Annotated in this window: 21 protein-coding genes; 8 read left to right on the top strand and 13 right to left on the bottom strand. The window is 63.1% G+C overall.

Annotated features, from left to right (window positions below):
• Positions 1–9 precede the first annotated feature (9 nt).
• Genes VES88_14675 through dnaJ form a run of 4 tightly spaced genes read left to right on the top strand, consistent with a single transcriptional unit; the run spans position 10 to position 3737 of the window.
• Complete coding sequence (locus VES88_14675) at positions 10–681, top strand: CDP-alcohol phosphatidyltransferase family protein (GenBank protein ID HYN82731.1); 672 nt, start codon at positions 10–12, stop codon at positions 679–681.
• A 4-nt stretch (positions 682–685) separates the two neighbouring features.
• Positions 686–1957, top strand: coding sequence for a competence/damage-inducible protein A (locus tag VES88_14670; GenBank protein ID HYN82730.1), 1272 nt, complete (start codon positions 686–688; stop codon positions 1955–1957).
• 9 nt (positions 1958–1966) lie between these two features.
• Positions 1967–2587, top strand: a complete 621-nt coding sequence (locus VES88_14665; protein HYN82729.1) for a nucleotide exchange factor GrpE — start codon at positions 1967–1969, stop codon at positions 2585–2587.
• Positions 2588–2600: 13 nt separating this feature from the next.
• Positions 2601–3737 carry a molecular chaperone DnaJ gene (dnaJ, locus tag VES88_14660; GenBank protein ID HYN82728.1) on the top strand — a complete coding sequence of 379 codons (1137 nt, stop codon included), beginning with the start codon at positions 2601–2603 and terminating at the stop codon, positions 3735–3737.
• 57 nt (positions 3738–3794) lie between these two features.
• Here the strand turns inward: dnaJ and VES88_14655 are convergent, their stop codons facing one another.
• Complete coding sequence (locus tag VES88_14655) at positions 3795–3956, bottom strand: hypothetical protein (GenBank protein ID HYN82727.1); 162 nt, start codon at positions 3954–3956, stop codon at positions 3795–3797.
• Positions 3957–4038: 82 nt separating this feature from the next.
• Between VES88_14655 and VES88_14650 the strand changes: the two genes are divergently transcribed.
• Positions 4039–4500, top strand: coding sequence for a M23 family metallopeptidase (locus VES88_14650; GenBank protein HYN82726.1), 462 nt, complete (start codon positions 4039–4041; stop codon positions 4498–4500).
• A gap of 40 nt (positions 4501–4540) precedes the next feature.
• On the opposite strand, the gene mnmA is transcribed toward VES88_14650, so the two are convergent.
• From mnmA to VES88_14635, 3 genes are all read right to left on the bottom strand, one after another.
• Positions 4541–5659, bottom strand: a complete 1119-nt coding sequence (gene mnmA / locus VES88_14645) for a tRNA 2-thiouridine(34) synthase MnmA (GenBank protein HYN82725.1) — start codon at positions 5657–5659, stop codon at positions 4541–4543.
• The gene (locus VES88_14640) at positions 5656–6825 is read right to left on the bottom strand and encodes a cysteine desulfurase family protein (protein ID HYN82724.1); all 1170 of its coding nucleotides are present in this window, start codon (positions 6823–6825) and stop codon (positions 5656–5658) included. The genes mnmA and VES88_14640 overlap by 4 nt, the downstream gene beginning before the upstream one ends.
• A 194-nt stretch (positions 6826–7019) precedes the next feature.
• Positions 7020–7400 carry a tryptophan 2,3-dioxygenase family protein gene (locus tag VES88_14635; GenBank protein HYN82723.1) on the bottom strand — a complete coding sequence of 127 codons (381 nt, stop codon included), beginning with the start codon at positions 7398–7400 and terminating at the stop codon, positions 7020–7022.
• A 63-nt stretch (positions 7401–7463) separates the two neighbouring features.
• Here VES88_14635 and VES88_14630 point away from each other — a divergent pair, with 63 nt between their 5' ends.
• Positions 7464–7850 carry a hypothetical protein gene (locus VES88_14630; protein HYN82722.1) on the top strand — a complete coding sequence of 129 codons (387 nt, stop codon included), beginning with the start codon at positions 7464–7466 and terminating at the stop codon, positions 7848–7850.
• Here the strand turns inward: VES88_14630 and bshB1 are convergent.
• From bshB1 to VES88_14585, 9 genes are all read right to left on the bottom strand, one after another.
• A complete protein-coding gene (bshB1, locus tag VES88_14625; GenBank protein ID HYN82721.1) occupies positions 7775–8494 on the bottom strand; it encodes a bacillithiol biosynthesis deacetylase BshB1 in 720 nt (239 codons plus the stop codon). The two genes, VES88_14630 and bshB1, sit on opposite strands and share 76 nt — an antisense overlap.
• 40 nt (positions 8495–8534) lie before the next feature.
• Complete coding sequence (locus VES88_14620) at positions 8535–9776, bottom strand: ABC transporter permease (GenBank protein HYN82720.1); 1242 nt, start codon at positions 9774–9776, stop codon at positions 8535–8537.
• Positions 9777–11018, bottom strand: a complete 1242-nt coding sequence (locus VES88_14615; protein HYN82719.1) for an ABC transporter permease — start codon at positions 11016–11018, stop codon at positions 9777–9779.
• A gap of 50 nt (positions 11019–11068) precedes the next feature.
• A complete protein-coding gene (locus VES88_14610; GenBank protein HYN82718.1) occupies positions 11069–12340 on the bottom strand; it encodes an ABC transporter permease in 1272 nt (423 codons plus the stop codon).
• Complete coding sequence (locus tag VES88_14605) at positions 12340–13581, bottom strand: ABC transporter permease (GenBank protein ID HYN82717.1); 1242 nt, start codon at positions 13579–13581, stop codon at positions 12340–12342. The genes VES88_14610 and VES88_14605 overlap by 1 nt, the downstream gene beginning before the upstream one ends.
• A gap of 9 nt (positions 13582–13590) precedes the next feature.
• Entirely contained in the window at positions 13591–14403 is an 813-nt protein-coding gene (locus VES88_14600) for an ABC transporter ATP-binding protein (protein HYN82716.1), read from the bottom strand.
• Entirely contained in the window at positions 14400–15704 is a 1305-nt protein-coding gene (locus VES88_14595) for an efflux RND transporter periplasmic adaptor subunit (protein ID HYN82715.1), read from the bottom strand. Before VES88_14595 ends, VES88_14600 begins: the two co-directional genes overlap by 4 nt.
• 12 nt (positions 15705–15716) lie before the next feature.
• Positions 15717–17246, bottom strand: coding sequence for a TolC family protein (locus VES88_14590; GenBank protein ID HYN82714.1), 1530 nt, complete (start codon positions 17244–17246; stop codon positions 15717–15719).
• Between the two features lie 168 nt (positions 17247–17414).
• Positions 17415–18224 (bottom strand): creatininase family protein, encoded by an 810-nt coding sequence (locus tag VES88_14585; protein ID HYN82713.1) that lies wholly within the window; start codon positions 18222–18224, stop codon positions 17415–17417.
• Positions 18225–18248: 24 nt separating this feature from the next.
• Here VES88_14585 and VES88_14580 point away from each other — a divergent pair, with 24 nt between their 5' ends.
• Positions 18249–21539 carry a HAMP domain-containing sensor histidine kinase gene (locus VES88_14580; GenBank protein ID HYN82712.1) on the top strand — a complete coding sequence of 1097 codons (3291 nt, stop codon included), beginning with the start codon at positions 18249–18251 and terminating at the stop codon, positions 21537–21539.
• Positions 21536–23293, top strand: a complete 1758-nt coding sequence (locus VES88_14575; GenBank protein ID HYN82711.1) for a serine/threonine-protein kinase — start codon at positions 21536–21538, stop codon at positions 23291–23293. Before VES88_14580 ends, VES88_14575 begins: the two co-directional genes overlap by 4 nt.
• Positions 23294–23431 lie beyond the last annotated feature (138 nt).

Raw genomic sequence — 23431 nt, 5'->3', positions numbered from 1 at the left:
CCCTCGCTGGTGAATCTCCCGAACGCGATAACCGTCTGTCGTATACTCGTGGCGCCGCTGATTGCTGCGCTGCCGTTCATGACGTCCGCCGCTGTCCGCCTCGCCGCTTTTGTCATTTACATAGTGGCCGCCGTCTCGGATTACTATGACGGGAAGCTCGCCCGAACGCGAAACCTGGTGACGGACCTGGGGAGTCTGCTCGACCCGTTGGCAGACAAGCTCCTTCTCTTCGCGACGCTCATTCCCATGTTCATCCTGATGTCGCCGGAGTCCGACCCGTTCTCTCCGGATCGCGAGTCGCTCGGCGCGGCGCATCAGTTTCCGTTTCGGACTCCATGGGGCGACGTCGGTTTGCCATGGTGGATTGTAGCCATCGTGATCGGACGCGAGCTCTTGATGACAGTGTTCCGCCAGGTGGCCGCGAGGAAGGGTGTGGTCATCGGGGCGATCGGACCGGCCAAATGGAAGACGGCGTTCCAGTGCACGTGGGTGGGCTCGGCGTACTTCTGGTTTTTCGCGGCGACCTACGCGGCGAGCCGCGGGTGGGACACGGCTCCGTGGCAATCGTTCGCCTGGTTCAACGGGATCGTGGGAGTCGTGACGATGATCGCAGCCGTATTCCTTACGCTCTATTCGCTCTGGCTATACATCGTCCGCTACGGTCGGGTCGTGACCGGCTGAAAAGGTGAAGATCGAAGTCGTAACCATCGGAGACGAGCTTCTTCTCGGCTTCACGGTCGACACCAATGCCGCTCATCTCGCGCGAGAACTCGCTGCGATTGGAGTTGGCGTCGCGCGGCGGTCGACGGTAGGTGATTCGCCTGACGCCATCGCGACGGCGGTTGGCGAAGCACTGGAGCGTAGCGAAGGAGTCATCACGACCGGAGGTCTTGGTCCGACCGCAGACGACATGACGAAGAGCGCCATCGCCGAGCTGTTCGGCCGCGAGATGGTTCTGGACGAGTCCATCGTGCGCTGGCTTGATGACCGATGGGCGAAGATGGGACGCACCGGGCGGATCCCGGAATCGAATTTCACGCAGGCGATGCTCCCCGCCGGAGCTGAGATAATTCCGAACGCCCACGGAAGCGCTCCCGGAATCTGGTTGGAGGATGATCGCGGCCGCTGGGTGGCGATGCTCCCCGGAGTTCCGCGGGAGATGCGGGCGATGCTCGCGGAGCAGCTGGTGCCGCGCCTGCTCACACGCCTCGGCGTGAATTCAGAGGGGTCCGGCGGCTCATTGAGCGTGATCGTTTCGCGTACGCTTCGGACGACCGGGATCGCCGAGTCCGCGCTGGCCGATCTGCTGGGGGATCTTGGACGCTCGGTTGATGGGCTTGCCCCGGCGTTTCTGCCTGCCGTCGAGGGCGTTGATATCCGCTTGACGAGCATTGGCATGAGCGAGGCTGATGCGTCGAAGCGACTCACCGGGGCAATGGTGAAACTTCGCGACGTGATTGGCCGGTATGTCTATGCCGAAGGCGGGGTCGATCTCGCTGAAGTAGTTCTGGAAGAATGCCGTGCGCGGAACGTAAGGATTGCGGTCGCGGAGAGCTGCACCGGCGGGCTTCTCGGAGCGCGCATCACGGCAATTCCGGGGGCCAGCGACGTTTTTCTCGGAGGCGTGCTGGCGTATGACAACTCGGTGAAAACGGAAATGCTTGGCGTCGATGAGAGCGTGCTGAGCGGTCACGGCGCGGTGAGCGAGCCGGTTGCGCTCGCCATGGCGCAGGGTGTGCGAGCCCGGTTGTCGTCCGACATCGGGATTGCGATCACGGGTGTCGCTGGGCCGAGTGGCGGAACGCCCGAAAAACCGGTTGGGACAGTCTGGATTGCAATCGATGGCACGACGACGCGGGCCGTCGGGCTGCGGCTCATCGGCGATCGCGCGGAGATAAGGCAGCGGGCGGCGCAAGCGGCTCTCGATCACCTGCGACGGCAGTTGCAAAGCGGTTAGATTCTTGGAATGAGACGGAACAAGGATCGAATGGCGGATTCGACGACGCAGGACGACTTTCTGAATGGCGATGGTGTTCCTGCAACAGACGCTGCTGCAACGCCTGCGCCCTTGGTCGACACAGACGAGGGAGCCGCGGCTGTCCAGGATCAGGACGGCATCGGCGATCGAATCTCCGAGCTCCAGCGCGACCTCACGACGGAACGCGACAAGCTGTTGAGGCTTGCAGCCGAATTCGACAACTACAGGAAGCGCATGATGCGCGAGCGCCTCGAGGCAGAGGCGCGTGGGAAGGCCGAGCTGGTGAAGGACATCCTCGAGCCGCTGGACGACATCGCGCGATTTGCTCACGTCGACCCTGCCGTCACTGATTCCACAACGCTGGCTGAAGGCGTGGCGATGGTCGAGCGAAAGCTCGAAAAGACGCTGCGCACTGCCGGGCTCGAGCCCATGAACCCCGTTGGGGAGCCGTTCGATCCCGCCCGACATGAAGCCGTCGGCACCGAGCCGGCCGTCACGCCTGATGAGGACGGCACAGTCGGACGCGTCTACCAGATCGGCTACACCTTCAAGGGACAGCTGCTGCGGCCCGCGCGCGTGGTTGTGAGGCAGTTCACGGACGCCGATTAGCTAGCAAGAGTTCATGGCGCAGACCAAGGACTTTTACGCCGTTCTGGGAGTACCCTCCACCGCCACCCAGGACGAGATAAAAAAGGCGTATCGCAAGCTGGCGAAGAAATACCATCCCGACGCCAACGCGAACGACGCCAAGGCCTCTGAACGGTTCAAGGAAATCTCCGAAGCGAACACCGTCCTTGGCGATGCCGAGAAGCGGAAGCAGTACGATGAAATGCGCCGTCTCGGTGCGTTCGGGGGTTTCGGTGGATTCGGTGGCGCCGGCGCAGGGAGATCTTCATCGCGGGCCGGCCAGAGCGCTGGCGCGAATCCGAACATCAACTTCCAGGATTTCGACATCGGCGGACTCGGCGGCCTCGGCGACCTCTTTGGTTCGATCTTCGGCGGCGGTGCGCGCGGAGGCGGCCGCCCTTCCGGTCCGCAGAGGGGACAGAACATCGAAGCGAACCTCGACATACCGTTTCGCATCGCCGCAAAAGGCGGGAAGGTGCCGGTTGACCTCGAGGTGAACGAGGAATGTCCGACGTGTCACGGCTCCGGTGGCGCTCCTGGTGCGACGATGAAGGTTTGCCCGGAATGCTCCGGACGCGGCGTAGTCTCTTTCGGTCAGGGCGGCTTCGCGGTCAACCGTCCCTGCCCGGTCTGCCTCGGCCGGGGGCAGGTTCCATCACAGGTTTGTGCGACCTGCAACGGCAACGGCGAGGTGCGTGCGCGGAAAAAGGTTCTCATCACCGTGCCGGCAGGCGTCGACACGGGGTCGAAGATCAGGCTCAAGGGTCAGGGGGGCAAAGGATCAGCGAACGGCCCGCCGGGCGACCTCCTCATCACGTTCACGGTTACGCCTGACAGGTTCTACAAGCGCGAAGGATTGGACATCATCGCGACGCTTCCGATAAACATCGCGCAGGCAACGCTCGGCTCGAAGATCAGCGTGAAGACGCTTGACGGGAAGAAGGTCCTGATCCGCATCCCCGCAGGGACTCCCTCAGGAAAACGGTTTCGCGTCAAAGGTCAGGGAATACAGAAAGGCGACGAGCGCGGTGATCTCATCGTCGAGGTGAAGATCGAAACGCCGGACAAGCTTTCCGACGAGCAGCAGCGCATGATGCGCGAGTTCGCGGAAGCGGGTGGGATGAAGTATTAACGAATACAATCGCGGCATCGTAGCGACGTTTGTCGGTTCCGTTCTGCTGGGGCTCATCTACACGACAAAGCCGGATAGGGGAACCGGCCGCATCACGCTGACGCGGCAAGGCGACACGGCGACGGTAATCGACACCACAAAGGTTTCGCTTTCCACCGGCAGAGATACAGTGACGTTCACGCCGCCCGGGCCGGCGCCGGCGAGTCCATCAGACCTCACTATTCCTTTTCCGTCGGATACGTCTTCTCCGATCGCGCCTCCAACCAGAGGTATAGCTCCAGCAGGGTCGTCCTACCCGATTGTGACTCCCTCGGATCTCGTCGACCTTCGCGCGCATTCCCTAGTGATTCCGGTTGTGGGCACGAAAGCGGACAAGCTTATCGACAGCTTCGACGATCGCCGCGGGGGCACGCGGCGTCACGAGGCAATCGACATTATGGCGCCCCGCGGCACGGCCGCGGTTTCGGCAGACGCGGGGACGGTACTCAAGCTGCACAACAGCGCGGCGGGCGGACTGACGATCTACGTCGCCGATCTGACACAGCGATTCATCATGCTTTACGCGCATCTCGACCGGTACCGGCCCGGCCTTGCGGAAGGTATGACCGTGAGGAAGGGTGAGATTATCGGTTACGTCGGCTCGTCGGGGAACGCGTCACCCGGTGCGCCGCATCTTCATTTTGCGATCGCGCGGTCGGACAACCCGAAGGAATGGTGGAAGGGCACGCCGCTGAATCCGTTTCTCGTCTGGCGGGGGAAATAGCACACCGGTAACCGGTAACGGTTACCGGTACGTGGAATGGCTACGCCGCGAGAACCGGGAGCGATGTGCGCTGCGCCCGCGTTACGCCGCGAGACGATGCCGATTCGATGAAGCCACCGCCGAGTACACGCTCGCCGTCATACAGCACGAGCGACTGTCCGGGGGCGATTGCCAGCACCGGCTCGTCGAGGGCGATCTCTATCTCGTCCGCGTCGACCCTCACGATCTCCCCGCGAGCGAGCGCCGCACGATGCCTTATTCTGACGCTCACGCCCGCGCCGACTTCAGGCTGGTCCACGAGCCAGTTCACCTCACGCGCGACGACGCCTCGACCCAGCAGCTCCTCACGCGGTCCGATTACTACCGCTCTCGCATCGGGCCTGATGGCAACGACGTACATCGGGCGCGCGTTTCCTCCCGGAAGCCCGCGCCTCTGGCCAATGGTGTAGCGCGCATAACCCTCGTGCGTTCCGACGACGGCGCCGTCGGACGTCATGATCGGCCCGGGACTCAGCGCCGGCGCGGCGACGCCGAGCTGCCGCTCGAGGATTCGCGTGTAATCACCGTCGGGAACGAAGCAGATTTCCTGACTTTCAGGCTTCTCAGCAACGACAGCCAAGCCGAGCATGTGCGCCGCTGCGCGAATCTCCGACTTGGTCGAGTCACCGACCGGAAGCAGCATTCGCGAAAGAACGGCGCGGGCGATTCCCCACAGAAAATAAGTCTGGTCCTTGTTGTCGTCCCGGCCGCGGTAGAGCACGCCGTCATGGACGCGAGCGTAATGGCCGGTTGCGAGCCACCGCGCGTCGATTGCGTCGGCCTTGCGGAGCAGATCGCGGAATTTCGTGAAGGTGTTGCAGCGCACGCACGGTATAGGAGTGCGCCCGCGTGCGTATTCCTGCGCAAAGTTCTCAACGACGTCGTGGTTGAACTTAGTTTCGAGATTCAGGACGTAATGCGGAATTCCTAGATGCTCACAGACGCGCCGCGCGTCATTTACGGAATCGAGCGAGCAGCACGGCCGATCGGGTACTTCGTCGCCCTCGCAGAACAGCTTCATCGTCGCGCCGACCACGTCGTAGCCTGAACGTACGAGCAATGCGGCGGCGACCGACGAATCCACACCCCCCGACATTGCAACTAGCACGCGCTCCTTCACCGGTCGCCCGCGGCGCTGAGCTGCCGCGCCTTCTGAACGAGAGCGGGGAAGACTTCCGCCACGCGGGTAATGCATTCGTCCGTCGTGAGAGCGCCAAGGCTCATCCGCACGGCCGCGCTCGCGAGCTCGGGAGAAACTCCCATTGCAACCAGCACGTGCGACGGACTGATGCTTCCGCTCGAGCAAGCCGACCCGCCCGATGCAGCGATGCCTTTGAGGTCGAGCGCCATCAGGAGAGACTCGCTGTCGGTGCCGGGTACGGAAATGTTGAGAACATGGGGGGCGCGCGGCGCGTTACGACCATGCACCACCGTGTCCGGCATCCGCTCGACAATTGCTGTCTCGAGCCTGTCCCGCAACATCTCCAGGCGCCGGCATTCCGCCTCTCTCTCCTCGACCGCGAGCTCCGCGGCGCGCGCGAGGCCGATGGCGCTGGCAACGTTTTCGGTACCGGGCCTTCTGCCGCGGTCCTGCGTTCCGCCGTGCATCAGCGGCTGGAGCGGCGTCCCGCGCCTGATGAAGAGCGCGCCGATGCCCTTTGGCGCGCCGATCTTGTGGCCAGAGATCGACAGCATATCGAACTGCTGAGTGCCGGCATCGATGGGAATCTTGCCGAATGCCTGAACCGCATCCGTGTGCATCACGACGCCGCGCTCGCGGGACCTTTCAGCGAGAGTCGGAATAGGCTGCACCGTGCCGATCTCGTTGTTGACCCAGATTACCGAGCAGACAGCGACTGCATCGTCCACCAGTGCGTCGAAGGATTCGATCGAAACGCAGCCGTCGCAGTCCACCTCCAGCAGGCGCTCTTCGGCTCCCTCGCGCGCCGCCTGATGAATCGCGCCGAGCACGGCCTTGTGCTCGATGGGAGTGGAGACCACAGCGCTGCGCCCCTTCTCGCGCATCGCCCTCCAGGCGCCGAGAATAGCGAGGTTGTCGCCCTCGGTTCCGCCCGACGTGAAGCAGAGCTCATCACTGCGTGCGCCGAGACAGCGGGCTACTCGCTCGCGTGCTTCGTCGAGCGCAGCGCGCGCCTCGCGTCCCCAGCGGTGGGTGCTGGAGGGGTTTCCGAAGCGCGTCCCGAAGAACGGGCGCATGGCCTCGAAAACCTCGTCGCGAACCGGGGTTGTCGCCGCGTGGTCGAGATAGATGGGCTCGGGAGGCATCATTTACAAGGTAAGGTGGCGTCGAACTACCGGCAAAACCAAACTGCGAAAGGCAAGGTATGAGGCGTCAGGTTGTTACGTGCCGGGCGTCAGCAACTACCCAATGACTCATTTGATCGCCATTCGAGGTCATTGGGTCGTTCCTGGTACCCGGGGCCTTAGAACCTGTCGCCTGATACCTTGTTCGTTTTCCTTTACGCCCCAAAGAATTTGCTGCGCACAGCCCAGAGATCGGGAAAGAACCGCTGGGATACCGTCTTCTGAAGGTATTTCGACCCGAGGGTCCCGCCCGTCCCGCCCGTTGCCGGTCCGATGATCCGCTCCACAAGCTGCACGTGCAGGAATCGCCACATCGCGAATCCCTGCTCGTATTCCAGCAACCCCTCGGCCAGCATCTGCAGCGGACGCTGGTGCTCGTCGCGGTAGATCTCCTCGAGAGTGACGCCATGCGTTGCCAGCAGATTGTTGAACAGCTCCTGCAGCGACGGACCGTCGAGTGCGTCCTGAATCAGCGCGGGAATCTCCCCATGCTCGGAGAGAACCTGAATGAAGTGCGGGTCCCGAAGCCCCGACATCGCCTCTATCGCGCGGAATTGCTGTGACTGTGATCCGCTCGATGTGCCGAGGTACCCGCGGAATTGCGCGAAGCGCTGTGGCGGCAGGGTTTCGAGCGCGCTCAGCTGCGCGGTGACGATTCGAACAAGAGCGTTCAGACGCTTGACCGCCGCAACGGCGCCCAGTGTGTCGCTCTCCTGCAGCCGTGCAACGAGGCCGCGCAGCTCGTGCAGTATGAGCTTGAACCACAGCTCGCTCGCCTGATGGACGACGATGAACAGGAGCTCGTCGGGGTGCTCCGGAGCCGAGCGAACGCGCTGCAGCGACAGCAGCTCGTCGAGAGAGAGGTACGATCCGTAGGTCAGCTCGTCGTCTGGCCCTTTTTGCGGATCGCTCAGAATGTCGCGACCTCGAGCGCGGCGATGTCGTCGACCCGCATCGTCTCGGTAGTGAAGAACGGCTCGCCGTAGCGGCAGCGGATCAGGGAGCCATAGTGCGCCGCCTGGTGGCGGACGATGTCGTACATCGGCTCTCCGTTGGGGTAGACCTCGCCGCCCTGGATCGCTTCATCGAATTGCGACGCGTAGCATCGAATCGCTTCGAGCTTCCGCTCGAAGGCGTCGGTGATATCGACGACGAACGTCGGCTTCGTTCCGTCCTCGCGATAGGCCAGGCAGTGGATGATCTTGTTCGGCCGGTGAGGGGGCGTCTCGGGAGCAATTTTCTTCAGCCCGGCGATGAAGCAGGCGTCGCGCACTAGCTGCGCGGTAACCGGGTGATCCGGATGACGGCCGGACAATGCAGGCGCTATCACGATGGTTGGAGCGAACCGGCGAATTGCCACCGCGAGGAGTGTCCGCGTTTCGGGTGTGTTGGTCACGCCGGCATCGGGCAGTCCGAGATTCTCGCGAGCGGAGAGCCCGAGTATGCCGGCAGCGCGTGAGGCTTCTTCGGCTCTCAGATCGGCTGAGCCTCTCGTCCCGAGCTCGCCCGCTGTCAGATCGATCACGGCCGTCCGGCGGCCGAGGTCGGCAGCACGAATGAGCGTACCGCCGCAGCTCAGCTCGACGTCGTCGCGGTGGGCAGCGATGGCGAGAATATCAACCGTTGTCATTCGAAGAATATAGACGGAGCGAACCCTGGGGACCGACCGCTCATTCGTAGCGCAGCGCTTCTATCGGATCGAGCCGCGCTGCGCGACGCGCCGGCAGAATTCCAAAAACAATCCCGATTCCCACCGATACAGTCACTGCGATGACCGTCAGGAGAATCGGCACCCCGGCGTCGATGTTCATGAGCATCGTGACGAGTCTGCCGAGTGTCAGGCCGACGATGATGCCGAGAGCACCGCCGATCCCGGTGAGCGTCGCCGATTCCACGAGGAACTGCATCAGAATCGCCCGCTGCGTTGCGCCGAGCGCCTTCCGCACTCCTATCTCCCGCGTGCGATTGGTGACCGAAACCATCATGATCGCCATCACGCCTATGCCCCCGACCATCAATCCCACGCTCGAGAGTACGATCATGACCAGGAAGAAAACCCCGGTGATCTTGTTGAACGTGTCGAGAATCTGATCCTGCGTGATCATGTCGAAGTTGTTCCGCTCGGCCGGCCGCAGCTGACGGATCTCTCGCATCGCAATGGTGACCGCCTCCTGAGCCTCGGCGGTAGGGACGCCCTTCTTCGGCTTGACCGGGATGAACAACGCGTTGGTCTTGTCTATCCTGAACTGGTGGTCGAGCATCTTGTATGGAACCACGGCGCCGATGGCCTGGCCCGGAGGCTCGAAGATGTTCCCAGGCTTGAGGTAGATGCCGATGACGCGCGCAGGCCGCCCGCCGATTTGCACCTGCTTGTCGAGCGGGTTCTCACGGCCGAAAACCTTGCGCGCGGCATTCTCCTCGACGACGATCACCGCCGAGCCACTCGCCATCTCAGCCTGCGTGAACCAGCGACCGGCAGCCAGCTCGCCGCCTTGAATCTCCTGGAACCGATCGTCGGCACCATTTACTATCAGATTTTGAGTGCGAACTCCACGATACTCGAGGCGCGCCTGTGTTTGTGCCCACATGCCGGCGTACTGGATTTCCGGAAGCGACGCGATGCGCCGCGCTTCCGGCTCGGCAAGGTTGGGCCGTATGCGAATCCACTTCGGGAGCCGGTCGGGATTCACCGGAGTGTTCGAGAAAACCTTGATGACGTAAAACGTCGTCGGCCCGGCAATCTCGATCGTGCGCACAATCTGATCTTTGATCCCCTGAACGATCGCCGCCATCATCATCACGGTCGAGACACCAATGACGACGCCGAGAATCGTCAGACTGGAGCGGAGCTTGTTCGCCCGGAGCGTGTCGATCGCGACGGCGACGTTGTTGCGCACGAGGTCGCCGACCATCTACTCCGCTCTCAGTGCGGCGATTGGATCCAGCCGCGCGGCGCGCGTCGCCGGGTAGACACCGAACAGCACTCCGACTCCGGCGCCAAGCGAGAGCGCGACGGCGACAGACCAGGCGGTGATGCGCGCGGGCAGTGGCGACACCGTAGCAACCAGAGCCGCCATCGCCCAGCCGACCATGACGCCGGTCAGTCCGCCGATGAAAGCGAGCGCAATCGATTCCACCAGGAACTGGCGTCGAATGTCGCGACTGGTAGCGCCCATCGCTTTGCGAATGCCGATCTCCCGCGTGCGCTCGCTCACCGACATCATCATGATGTTCATGATGACTATGCCACCGACGACGATTCCGATCGCCACGATAGCCGGAATCACGGCAAACAACACCCGGGTCAGATTCTTCCAGAATTCGACGAGGGCATCAAGCGTCTCGATCGAGTAGTCGCTTTCCTGGCCTGGGCGGAGCCTATGCGCCGCTCGCATTGCACCGTCGGCAAGTGCCATGGCCGGCGCAACCTCGACGGCAGTCGCCATCTTAACCGAGATCGTTGTCGTCAGCCTGCGCCCGTAGATCGCTTCGAAAGAGCTAAGCGGAAGCAGCACGAAGCCGTCGAACGATTGGCCAAGTACGCGTCCCTTTTTGGCGAACACGCCGACGATCGTGAAGTGACTGCCCATTATCCTGATGTCGCGACCCACGGGGTCGACGTTCTCGAACAGACGGTCGGCAACGTCATGTCCGACGACAGCCACGGGGCGTCGCTCGCGATCGTCGACCTCCGTGAGCGGCCGCCCTGAGGCAAACGAATAATCCTGTATGACCTGATAAGGGGCGGTGACGCCAAAGATCGCGACGTCGCCAAGGGTCTTGTTGCTGTGCTGGACGTCGGCGACGGGCGTCGGCCAGCCCGACTGTATGCCTATGGCCACAGCCTCCGGAATGGCGGCGATCACCGCCTCGGCGTCTGACTCCGTTATTCGCGGGCGCTTCTGAATCCTCCGGAACTGTTCATCGTCGAACAGTCCAAGCTGAATCGGCGAGCGACGCACCTGGAATGTGTTCTGACCAATGAGCGCGCCCGCCAGATTCTCGCTCACGTACGCATTCATTCCCTGGATAATCGCGACCACGGCGACGAGAAACGTCACCGAAACGATGATTCCAAGAAGTGTGAAGAACGAGCGGATCTTGTTCGCTCTTATCTCACCGAATGCAGTGGCGAGGACGTCGGCGAAATGCATAGCGCAAATTTAGGGGAGGGGGAGCGCTCGCGCCCCCTCGAAGCGGGGCGCTACTCGTACCTGAGTGCTTCGACCGGATCGAGTCGCGATGCGCGAATGGCGGGAAGGAGGCCGAATACGATTCCCGTGACGGCGCTGACCGCGAGCGCGGCAGCGATCGCCATCGCCGGCGTGGACGCAGGGACCGGAGTGAAACGATTCACCATGTAGGCCACGATCGATCCGCCGATAAGACCGACCGCGGCACCGATGCACGTGAGCGTCGCCGCCTCGACAAGGAACTGCCAGAGAATCGTCGATCGCGTCGCGCCGAGCGCCTTTCTCACGCCGATCTCCCGCGTCCGCTCGGTGACGCTGATCATCATGATGGCTATCACCCCGACGCCGCCGACCATCAGTCCGACCGCCGAGAGCGCAATCATTACAAGAAAAAAGACACCGAAGAATCCGTTGTAGATCGACAGGAGTTTTTCCGAGGTCATGATGGCGAAATTGTCCGGCGCCCCCGGACGCAGCCCGCGCTCGGCGCGAATGAGCGTCGTCACGGCGTCGATTGCCTCGGTCTGGGTCACGCTCGCGCGAGGCTTGACGGTGAAATCGAGTCGCCGCATGTACATGTCCAGGTTCCGAACGCCACTCTCCAGAGGAACAATCGCTCGCGGATCGTTACCGGCCGACGACGAGTTCGGCTTTCCAAGAAAGCTCCCGACGTTGTGATAGATCCCCAGCACGCGGAACGGCACTCCGCTTATCACGATCATCTTGTCCAGAGGATCTGACCCCGGAAACAGCTGCCCGGCGAGCTTGTCGTTGATCACGGCTACACGGGCCGCTGTTGTGTTCTCTGCATAAGTGAAATTCCGGCCGGCGATGATGTCGCCTCCTTCAACGTCGAGCCACGTCGCGGAATATGCGTCGAGACCCACGCTCTCCGACTGGCGATCCTTGTAGCGGATTCGAGCGTTGCCGCCGACATGCGGAGTGACTCCCAGCACTTCGGGGAGACGGGCAATCGCCTCCGCCTCGGCCATCGTCAGCGCCGGATTGCGGCGTTCCGGACATGTCTCATCGGTGCCGTCACAGACCGATGCGAGCGCCGCGGGCCGCCGATATACGAAGAAGCTCGTAGGTCCCGCGGATTCGAGATCCTTTGCGACGCTCGCGTTGATGCCGTGGATCGCGGCCGAAAGCGCGACAACTACAAACACACCGACGGCGACGCCAAGAATCGTCAGCGCAGCGCGCACCTTGTTGGAGCGGATCGCGTCGAACGCGATGCCGATGCCTTCGGTGATGTTGAATACCTTCGACGTGAGACTCATTACTCCTGCCTCAACGCGAGGATCGGATCCAGTTTCGACGCGCGGCTCGCGGGGTAGATCCCCGCGGCGATTCCGACGCCTGCGCCGACGAGTACTCCGGCGACAATCGACCATGGAGCAACGGACGCCGGGAGCGGGGAAGTAGCAGCGATCAGCTGCGAGACCGCGATGCCGAGGGCGATCCCGAAGCCGGCGCCAACAGTGCTGAGCGTGGCCGATTCGACGAGGAATTGTGACATGATGTCGCGCCGCCGCGCGCCGAGCGCTTTTCGTATGCCGATCTCCCTCGTTCGCTCCGCAACGGCGACGAGCATGATGTTCATGATCACGATCGCGCCGACGATGAGGCCGATGGCAGGCAGGACGACACCGGCGATCACGAGTTTGGATTTGATCGCCGTCCAGAATGACAGAGCTGACTCCGACGTCTCGATCGCGAAATTGTCGGGTTGTGAGGGACGAAGGCCGCGCCGCGACCGCATCACCGAACGAACCGCCTCCTGTGCGTCGACGAGATCCGCGGGGTGAGCCGTCTTGATCCTGATTGCGTCCACCACGCCCGCCGGATTGACGAGACGGCGGAGCGGAGAGTGAAGCGGCCCGATCACGAACCGGTCGAGGGATATTCCGAACACGGAGCCTTGTTCTACCGCCACGCCGATAATCGTGAAGGGCATGCCTCCGAGGCGAAGCGTTTTTCCGATCGGATCCAGGTTCGGGAAGAATTTCTCGCCGATCTCCTTGCCAATGACGATCACGGGCGTTCCGAGGGTCAGCTCCTGCGGCGAGATCAGACGCCCGCTGGCGACCTCGAGATTTCTGATCTGGAAGTACTGGCCGTCGACCGCTTCGGCGAGGAGCGTGCGCGGCTTGGAGTAAGGCGACTGCATCACGACGTTGTCCTGCCCCATGGCCGACCAGAGTGTTCCTGGGGGGAGTGTCTCGACGACAGGCTGTATGTCGCTGTCGCGGATACGCGGCCTCCGCTGCCATTCGCGCCACGTCTCGTCGGAGATGTTGCCGCTCGAGAAGTCGGGGCGCCGCCGGAGCTCGAACGTGTTCACGCCGAAAAGCTTCGCGGCGAAGTCGTGCTCCATGTAGCTGCCCATGCCCTCGACGATCGACACGACAGCGATCAGAAACATCACACCGATCGTGACGCCGAGCAGCGTGAAGAAGCTCTTCAGCTTCTGTACGCGAATCTGCGCCAGCGCGAGCCGGATGGCGTCTACGAACGGCACGAGGAGTGTTTAGTGAGTGGTGTGAACTTCGCCGCGCTCGATGCGCGCCGCATACTCCGCGGCTTTCTCATCGCTGGCGATCATCCCGTCACGCAGCACCACGACGCGCCGTGCGTGCGCTGCGATGTCGGCTTCGTGCGTCACCATGATGACAGTCTGCCCGTGGTTGGCGAGCTCCTCGAACACCTTCATGATCTCTTCCGACGTCCCTGAATCGAGGTTGCCGGTCGGCTCATCGGCAAGCAGGATCGACGGCTCATTCACCAGAGCGCGCGCTATTGCGACGCGCTGCCGCTGTCCGCCCGAGAGCTCATTCGGGCGGTGGTGAATGCGATCGCCTAGCTGAACGCTCTCGAGGGCAGCAGTCGCCCGGCGCTTCCGCTCGCCAGCGGGCACTCCGGCATAGACGAGGGGAAGCTCGACGTTGTGCAGAGCGCTCGCCCGCGGAAGAAGATTGAACGTCTGGAAGACGAATCCGATCTCCCTGTTCCGAACGCGCGCCAGCTCGTCGTCTGCCTTGGCCGATACGAGCTCGCCGCTCAACCAGTACTCTCCGGCATCCGGGGTATCGAGGCAGCCGATCAGATTCATCAGTGTCGATTTGCCGGAGCCTGACGGTCCCATGATCGCCACGTACTCGTTGCGGCGGATTGCGATGTCCACGCCGCGAAGCGCGCGCACGATCTCGCCGCCCATGTCGTACTCGCGCTTCAGTCCGCGCGTGACGATCACCCAGTCGGCGCCGGGTACTGCACCCTCGGTCGCCGTTACCGCCTGTCGCTCGGCGATCGTGCTCAGCGACGCCTCAGTTACCGGTGTCACGCTTTTTTCTCTCCGGGCTTCTTCGTGTCCTTTTCCTTCATCGGTTTGACGAGCGCTCCGTCTTTCAGATCCCGGATCGCCTGGTACGTGCCCGCGACGATCTTTTCGCGCTCCTTCAATCCGCCGACGATCTCGAAGTACTTCTCGCCTGCTATACCAACCTTTACGGGGCGGAAGGTCACTTTGTTGTCCGCGCCGACGACGAACACGCCTTCGGACTCCCGCTTCCCGACTTCCTTCACCTCGGCTCTCGTGCGGCCGAGAATCACCGCGCCGCTGTCGCCCTTCGCGACGGGCTCGGGCTCGCGCACGGTGAGCGCGATGATCGGAACGGTGATGACGTTCCTCCGGGTATCGGTGATGATCTTGGCGGTCGCGGAAAAATCCGGCCGCGTTGACGGTGGAGAATTGAGAAGCTGGATCGTAACCTCGTAGTCGATTGCCTGGTCGGTGGTGCTCGCGCCCACGCCGCCCGAGGCGCCGGTCTTGACGGAGCTGTTCGAGATCTTCGTCACCCGTCCGACAAACGTGGTATCGGGGAATGCGTCGATCTGAATGACAGTGGAATCCCCGAGGTCGATGCGCGATACGTCGGTCTCGTCGACCTTCACCTTTGTCTCCAGGACGCCCATGTCGCTGATGCTCAGTAGAGTCGCGGCATCCTTGTTGAGAGTCCCCATGATTGCCGTCTCGCCTTCCTGTACGTTCAGGCGCGTGACGCGTCCCGACATCGGGGCGAAGATCGTCGTCTTGGCGAGCAGACTCTGAGCGTCGCGGAGAGACGCCTGCGACTGCACGATGCCGTTGTTCGCCGACTCGAGCTGAGCCTGCGCAACCTCTACTTGCGTCCTCAGCTGTTCCACCTGCTCGTCGGAGACGAGAGTCGGATTGGCTTTCTTCAGGGCGAGCAGTCTGTCGTAATTTCGGCGCGCCTGCAGGAGACTCGGCCGCGCGCTTCCCGACTGTGAACGGGCGCTCGCCACCGCTGCAGCCGCGCGCTCCGCGGATGCTTTGTACTGCGACGGGTCGATCTCCAGCAGAAACTGGCCTTTGGTGACCATGTCGCCTTCTTTCACCGCGAGGCGCACGATTCGCCCCGTTATTTCGGCGCTCAAGTCGACTTTCGTGTGCGGCTGCACCTGCCCGCTGGCGGTCACCGATGCAACCAGATCACGGCGCTCTACCGGCTCGATGCGAACTTCAGCAGCCTTGTTTCTATTTTTCGCCGCGGCCGTGACGCCGATGATCGCGATGACCAGCACACCGCCGCCGATCAGTCCCCACTTCTTGCGCTTTGACATTGAGTTTTTTCTTTATCGGAGTGAGCGTCCAACCGCGCTTTCCAGAGCGGCGAACGCCTTGTGATATGCGTAAATCGCGTTGATCCGATCGCTTTCGGCGCGCTCGTACGCGGCGCGCGATTCAATCAGATCGACGAACGTCACCTGCCCGTTGCTGTAACGGTCCTGCGTGAACTTGAGCTCAACTCTCGCCTTTGCCGAGTTCTGCTCCTGCAGTGCGGAGGTCTGCTCGGCGGTCTTGAGCGTGTGATACGCAGCAGTCACGTCGGCGACAATCGCGAGCTCGCGGGCGCGCACGCCGTAACGCGCATCAGCGCTCGACGCCTGCGCTTCCTGCACTCGCTGCTCTCGCGCAAAACCGTCGAAGAGCGGCAGCGACAGGGAGACAGCAAGTGACTTCGGGGCATTCTGGAACTTGAATGGAAACTGGGAATTCTGACGCCTGATCTCAGCTGCCTGAGCATCGCTCAGCGCAATGGAGTTGCAGGCGGCAAGGTCGTTGGGAAGGTTGAGCGTCGCCCTCACCTCTTCTACGCGTATGCAGGAGGCCTGCGATGACAAAGCCTGCGCCATCGCCTGCTGTACCGGAAAGTTCGAGTTCGTGTAAGAGTATGTATAGCCGGAGATTCCGGTGCTCATGCTCAGGGTGGGGGAATATTGTCCCTTCTCCCGCCTCACGTTGAGATCGGCGACCTTCTCCCGCGAGCGAAGCGCGAGCACTACGGGGTTCTGCGTGAGTGCGGATTTGAGCAGATCGGCAAGCGGCGGCGGATCGGGCGCCACCGTGAACTGGCTCGTCAGCGCAACGGTGGGCGGCTGTGTGATTCCCATCAGCTGAAAAAGCCGGAGCTTCTCGATCTCGATCTGATTTCTTGCCAGCAGCACTTCCACCTGCTGCTGGCCGAGCGATATCTCGGAGCGCTGCACGTCGAGCTGCGTTGCTGATCCGACGAGCGCTCTGGCCTGCGCGAGTACCACCTGCGATTTCGCGGCTACGAGAAGAGTGTCCTGCAGCTTAGCGCGATCCTCTGCCTGGAGTATCGACAGGTACTGTTGCGTCACCTGCGCGCGAAGGAGCTCGGCGCTGCCCGTGATGTCCGCCTCGACGGCATCGCGGCTCGCGCGTTGCAGGCGCGGTGTGATCAGCGAGGCGGAGTTGATGCGGTAGTCGATCCCGATCCGATAATTGGACTGGTTGACATCGGAGCTGGCGCCGAAGCTTCCGCCGTTGAAGATCTGCCGTCCGCCCTGCTGGCGCTGCGCGGTGAAGCTCGCGTCGGCGCTCGGAAGAAGCTGGCCATACGCGGTGCGCACCGCGGCATCGGCCGTTCGGCGGTTGTTGATTACTTCGAGGTGCGCGGGATTGTTGCGGCGCGCGATTGTGATCGCGTCCGCCAGCGACAATGTCGCCAGCGTCACCGTGTCGGCGCCTCCGCGCACGGCGAGAATGGCGCTCGAGGTCGGGGATGATGTCGGGCTTTGCGCGGCCGCAACGGTGGCCGGCGCAAGTGCTGCAATGAGCAGGAACTGACGCATTTTCATTGTTTGGTTTGGGGCTCGGGTCACGGGGCCGTACGCGCCGTCTCCGGCGCTTGTTTCAATGCAGCCCGGCCCTGCTACAATACCAGCATCCCGACGCAACGCGTCAATGCCGATTTAATGAAATCTGGATGTAAAATCGATTAAGCGTGATGCGCACAATCGCCGCTTTCATTCGCTGAGTGCCGGGGCCAGGAAGATGCGATCGCTGATACGCGAGCGAATGTACTCGTAAAGAATCCGGCCCTTTTCGGCGCTCGCGAGCGACGGCCGTCCGAGCGATCCCGCGCTGCCGCTCGGTACCTTCAAAGTGCCGCGGCGGTAACGCCGCAGCTGTTCGCGCCCCATCATATAGTCCTGCGCCAGCTCCTGGTGTACCATCTCCGGACAGAGATACAGCATGATGGACGTGTCCACTTCGTCGCCGTGCATCGCCTCGCTCTGTCCCTCCAGGAGGAGGGAGAGGTTCACGGCGAAGATGTCCACCACGCGCACCCGGGCACCGGCGGTAATGACGGTTGCGAGTGCTTCCTGGTGCGGATCGTGTCCGTGAGCCGTGAGAAGAATGAACTCCTTTACTCCAGTCGCTTCCCATGACGACAGCAGATCGTTGAGCATCCGGTGCAGAGTTTTCTTTCGTACCGACCCGTTGCCGACAAACCCGCGCTCCGTGTCGACATTCACGCCGTACTCGAGCGTCGGCGCGCGAAGGACACCGAATTCCTTGGAAAGATCGTCCGCCAGACGCTCCACAATGATCGTATCACAGCCGAGTGGAAGGTGAGGCCCGTGCTGCTCGCATGTGCCGACCGGAAGAATCAATCGCGGATCTTCAGCGAGAATCGCCTCGATCTGCATCGGTATCAATTCCTTGATCAGGCGGGGAGCGTTTTCCTGTACCGGAACGATCGGCGCATGAGGCGCGGGCCTCGCGGGTGCGTCGTCCGGTATCTGGGATGGCAGTAGTGAAGTTCGCGTCATTCGCCCGCCGCGGGCATTAAGGTCGTGAAGCGTCGTCTCGCGCCAGGCGTCGCACTCGTTGCGGGGGGCAGCGCGATTCTGCTGCTGGCGGTCTGGCTCCGGAGTCCTCTTCTACCTTACGCCCGCGACCCGGCTGACGCCAGCGGCAGCGCATCAGGAGCGCCCGCCGGGACGGCGAGCCGTTACGAATCCGAGGCACGAGCGAGAGGCATCATTGCGCTTCGCAATGCCGTCGCGGAAGAGGAGCGCCGCCTCCGCCGCGCGGCAGCACTCGCGCTGGAATCGCCGAGAAGTCTCGACGGCGCTTTCGAATATCTCGCGGGCCTGGACCCCGCCCCCGAGGAAGGAGTAGTTCTCTTCGAAAACGGTCAACCGCTTGCCTGGTCCGGAAGAGTTGTCGTGGATCCAACGCCGCCTGCCGCGCCGCTCTCCGTTTCGGTAACTCCGTTCTATACGACGATGACCGCGACGGCGCAGCGCGGGCGGCGCCGCGCTGTTGCGACAGCGGTTCTTCACGCTGAGCCGCCCGCCGACAGGCTGTCTGCCGGTCTCGATTCCCGAATCAGCGGAAGGGACGAGATCGAGTCGTTCACGTTTGCGCCGCCCGGCGACACCGCAGCCGGTCAGCCGGTTCTTAGCGTCAACGGGACGACCGCACTACGCGCCGATGCGATCCCGTTGCCGAGGGCGATGGTTCAATTCGGTCGCGTTGCAGCTGCGCGCGTGTGGGGAACAATGCTGCTTGGCATCGGCCTGCTGGCCTTTCTGGCAGTCGCATGGCGCGACCGGAAGCTTCTGGGTCAGCGTCTCATCGCGATCGGCGTCTGTGCAGTGGCCGTGGGCATCGTTCCCTGGAACAGTCTCTCCAACAGTCTCCGAGCGTTCGACCCGACGTACTACTACTCGCCGATCGGCGGACCATTTACGGCGAATGCGGGCGTCCTCGCGATATCGTCGTCGCTTCTCCTGCTGCTCGTCTATGCACTCATAAGGTCGAGACGCGTCAGAGCTTCGCGGCCAGCCGCACTCGCGGCGGCTTTCCTCCTCGCGGGCGCTGGTCCCCTGCTGGTTTTACAAGCTCTGCGAGGCATCGCGCATCCTGGCTGGGGCACCACCGCCACTCTGTGGCTGACCTGGGAAATGCCCCTCTTCCTGATGCTGTTTGCATTCTGGCTCGCCGCTTTCTGGCTGGTGCTCCTCGGCTCGCGTCGAGCGAGTCGCGTGCATCTTCGCGCGGCAGCGGTCATCGCGGTTCTCGCCGGGCTGACGACGTCAGCGATCGTGTGGCGCACGACCACGGCACAACGGCTCGAGCTCGCGGCTCAGGACATTCAGCGTTTGCAGCGTCCGGACGGTGACGTTGCAACGCTTCTCAGACGCTTCGCTGCGGAGCTGGCGCGATACGATTCAGCCGGCACGCGCGCCGACCTGTTGAAGCGGTACGCGACCTCGGATCTGGCCGCCGCGGAGCTGCCTGTCTCGATCGCTGCTTGGACAGCATCCGGCGAACGCGTCGCGGAGCTGCGACTCGCGCCGGTCGCATACGACTCGAGTCTCGTTGCGGGTCTCGTGCTCAGCGCGCGCGACTCTGCGCAACCCGTGATTCAGCAGACGGTTGGAGTCAACGGTCGACAGGTCGTGATGGCGCTTCCCCACTCGGGAAGCGGATTCACCACCGCGGTGGCTTCGCCGCGTACACAGCTCATTGCCGCGGACCCGTTCGTATCACTGCTCGGATTCTCCCCGCCGTTGCGCTCCGAACCGCCCTACACGCTGACGATCTCCGACGTCACGCCTGATACGACGATTCGAGGAAGCACAATCCAATGGAGGCGAATCGGAAACGAGGTTCATGGCGACAGACTCGTGCTGACGTCGCGTGGAATCGCGCGCGCTCACGCGGAAGTCGACCTGCGCTCAGCCGCCGCGCGCGCCGAGCGCGCAGTCCTGATCGCGCTTCTGAACGTCGCCATCGCTGGACTCCTGTGGGCCCTTGGCGCACTGGCCGAGGGGGGATTCGTGCGATGGGTTCGCGCTCGCGCGGGCAAATGGATTCGCAGCTACCGCGGCCGTCTCACTCTCGCATTGTCCGCGTTCTTCGTCGTCCCTGCGCTGGCCTTCGCAATCTGGTCGTACCAGCGGCTGAGTGGTGACGAGCGAGACGTTCGCGAGCTGTTGCTGAGGGAGACGCTCGATGCAGTGGTCGAGGTCGCAGACAGCTCCGGCGCGGGCCTCGTCGCCCGGCCGTACAACACGCCGCTTTTTCTGTACTCGAGCGGGGTACTCGGCGCAGTGAGCGATTCGCTGCTCGACCAGCTGGCACCCGCCGGACGCGCGCTCCCGGTGCCGGTGTACCTAAGTATCGCCTCGCGCGGGGAGCTTCACTCGAGCTGGCAGCAGCAGGTGGGGCCGAACGACGTTCTCTTCGGTTACCGCGCGGCTTCGGGTCCACTGCAGGAGCGCTACGTACTCGCTGCGCCGGCACGCAGCGACGAGCTCACTCTCGACCGCCGCCGCCGTGATCTGACGATCCTCGTGCTCTTCGCGACGCTGATGGGCGCCGTCGCGGCGTTGTGGCTGAGCGGCGTGGCGGCAAAGCGGCTGGCGCGCGATCTCGAGCTCAGCCGCTTCGAGGTCGCGCGGGCCGAGCGCGTGCTTGCCTGGGGCGAGATGGCCCGGCAGGTCGCCCACGAGATAAAGAATCCACTGACGCCAATTCGGCTCGGAGTGCAGCACTTGCGTCGGGCGCGCGCGGATGCGCGCGTCGATTTCGATCGCGTGCTCGAAGACAACGTCACCAGAATTCTCTCCGAGATCGATCGCCTGGACGAGACTGCGCGCGCGTTCAGCAGGTATGGGACGACGGCGTCTGAGCTGCCACCGCCTGAGAGCATTGACGTTGCTGCGATATTACGTGATGTCGTGGCGCTCGAGCGAATGGGAGTGGGTGACGTCACCTGGAATCTTTCCGGCGCGGAAGAGCCGGCGATCGTCAAAGCGCGCAGCGTCGAGCTGCGCGACGTTCTTCTGAATCTCTTCGAGAATGCGCGACTGGCGCGCGCGCGAAATGTCGACGTGACGCTGAGCCGCGCCGCCGACACGGCATCAATCGAGATTTCGGACGACGGGGCCGGCATCGGCCAGGCCGATTTGCCGCGCGTTTTCGAGCCGCATTTTTCAACGCGCACAACAGGGAGCGGACTCGGGCTCGCGATAAGCCGGCGACTGCTCGAGTCGTGGGGTGGCGCCATCCGGATCGCCAGCGAAGAAGGCAAAGGAGCGTCGGTCGTTCTCACCTTGCGCTCGACCTCGTGAGCAGTCCAAGGCGCACTCCCGCGGGAAGCATGCGCCAGACAGGAGTGCTTCCACCGCACATCAGCAGCTGGCAGCTCCCGCCCGGCTGGAAGTGGGGGTCCGAGGGACTCGCGGGCCACGAGCGGCACTACCAGGAGCTGATCGACGGAATGGAGCGATCGCTCGCGCTCGTTACCGCACCAAATCCGGCGCACACCGCCTGGCTTCACTCCGAAGCGCAGCATCTCGCGCATCGTAGCCACCCGTCGATCCCGACGACGTATCACTACTGGACTTTGCAACCCGAGGTGCGGCGTGGCCCAGGTTACCTGCGGCGATGGATAACCGGGGAATCCGTCGGCGCGCATCTCTCGCGACTCGGGACTGCTCAAATTCCGTATGTGCTCCAGGTGTTGCGCGGCGCCGGGTCCACTCTCTCGTATCTCCACGACAGCGGCACGACGCACGGCGCGCTCGACGGGGAAACCGTGTGGGTCACGCCAACCGGCAGGCTTTGGATGCTGGAGTGGCAATGGGCCGTTCCGCGAAATGACATTCCTCCCGGCCTGAGTCCGATGGAGCGTCGCACCGTTGATGAAGCGACACGCACTACCGCAACGCCACCCGAATGGGCGGACGGCAACTGGGCTCCAACACCGGCGAGCGACCAGTGGCAGCTCGCCGCGACCTGCTTCGCTGCCTTGACCGGCGAGGATCCGCCGAGCGTGGACATTCCTCCAGTGCTGCTGCTGCGTCCCGAGTGTCCCGCGAGCGTCGCGACTGCGATCGACCGCGCTCTGCTACCCAATCCTGAAGAAAGATTTCACTCGATTGCCGCGCTTCTTCGCGTAGCCGACCGAGGCTATGTGAGCCGCAGCACTTTCATCATGCCGGAGCAGACAAGCGGAGCGCCGCCCACGGAGCAGGCTCACGAGTCACGCGTACGATGGGCGCTCGGCGACGACTACGAGGTGCTCTCCGATCTCGGCTCTGGAACGTTCGGGCGCGTGTGGCGCGCAAGAGACCTCTCGCTGGAGAGAGAAGTTGCGCTCAAGGTGCTGCATCCGCACATCTCGGTCGACGGTCGCGCCGTCGCTGCATTCTGGCGTGAGGCGAAGCTCGCCGCGCAGCTGGCGCATCCGGCAATCGTTCCGATCTACGACTGGGATAGCCGCGGTGATCTTTCCTGGTACACGATGGAGCTCGCCGAAGAGGGGTCCGTGGCGAGTCTCCTCGCGCGGTCGGGCCCGCGCACTCTCAAGGAGATCGCGGAGCCGATTCAGACAGTCCTCGAGGGACTCGCAGCCGCGCATGCGGTGGGCATCGTGCATCGCGATCTCAAGCCGGAGAACATTCTCATCGATCGCCATCGCCGCTGGAGGATAACCGACTTCGGAATTGCCAACGTCACGGGGGAAGAAGTCGCTGGGGCCACGGGCACGCCTGCGTTCGCTGCACCGGAGCAGCTGCTTGGTGAGCCACACGGGCCGCAGGCAGATCTTTACGCGGTCGCGGGCATCGTCGTTTTTGCGCTAACGGGGGAGCCGCCGTTCGGCGATGGCGATCCCCAGGAGATCGTCGCGCGCCAGCTCGCGCGAAAGATCGATTTATCGCAGTACCCGACAGCGGTGTGCAACTGGCTGCGCAAGGCGCTGTCGCCAGATCCTGATGAACGATTCACCGATGCAACGGCGATGAAGGATGCATGGCGGCGAGCGGCTCGCATCTCGCTGAGGCGAGAGAGTGCGTGGTGGCGAAAAACCGGGACGCGGTAGCTTCCATTTTGAATTGGACTTTGTATGTTACCGCGCGCAGCAACTCGTTGACCCGTTTTGGTTTTACCGTGCGCAAACACTGCATAGTGGCTTTGAACTTGCAAGCGGAAACGGGCGCGGTTGGACAGTGTGCGCAGG

This window comes from Gemmatimonadaceae bacterium, from assembly GCA_035633115.1.
Lineage (GTDB): Bacteria > Gemmatimonadota > Gemmatimonadetes > Gemmatimonadales > Gemmatimonadaceae > UBA4720.
This window is presented reverse-complemented; position numbering and strand designations above follow the sequence as displayed.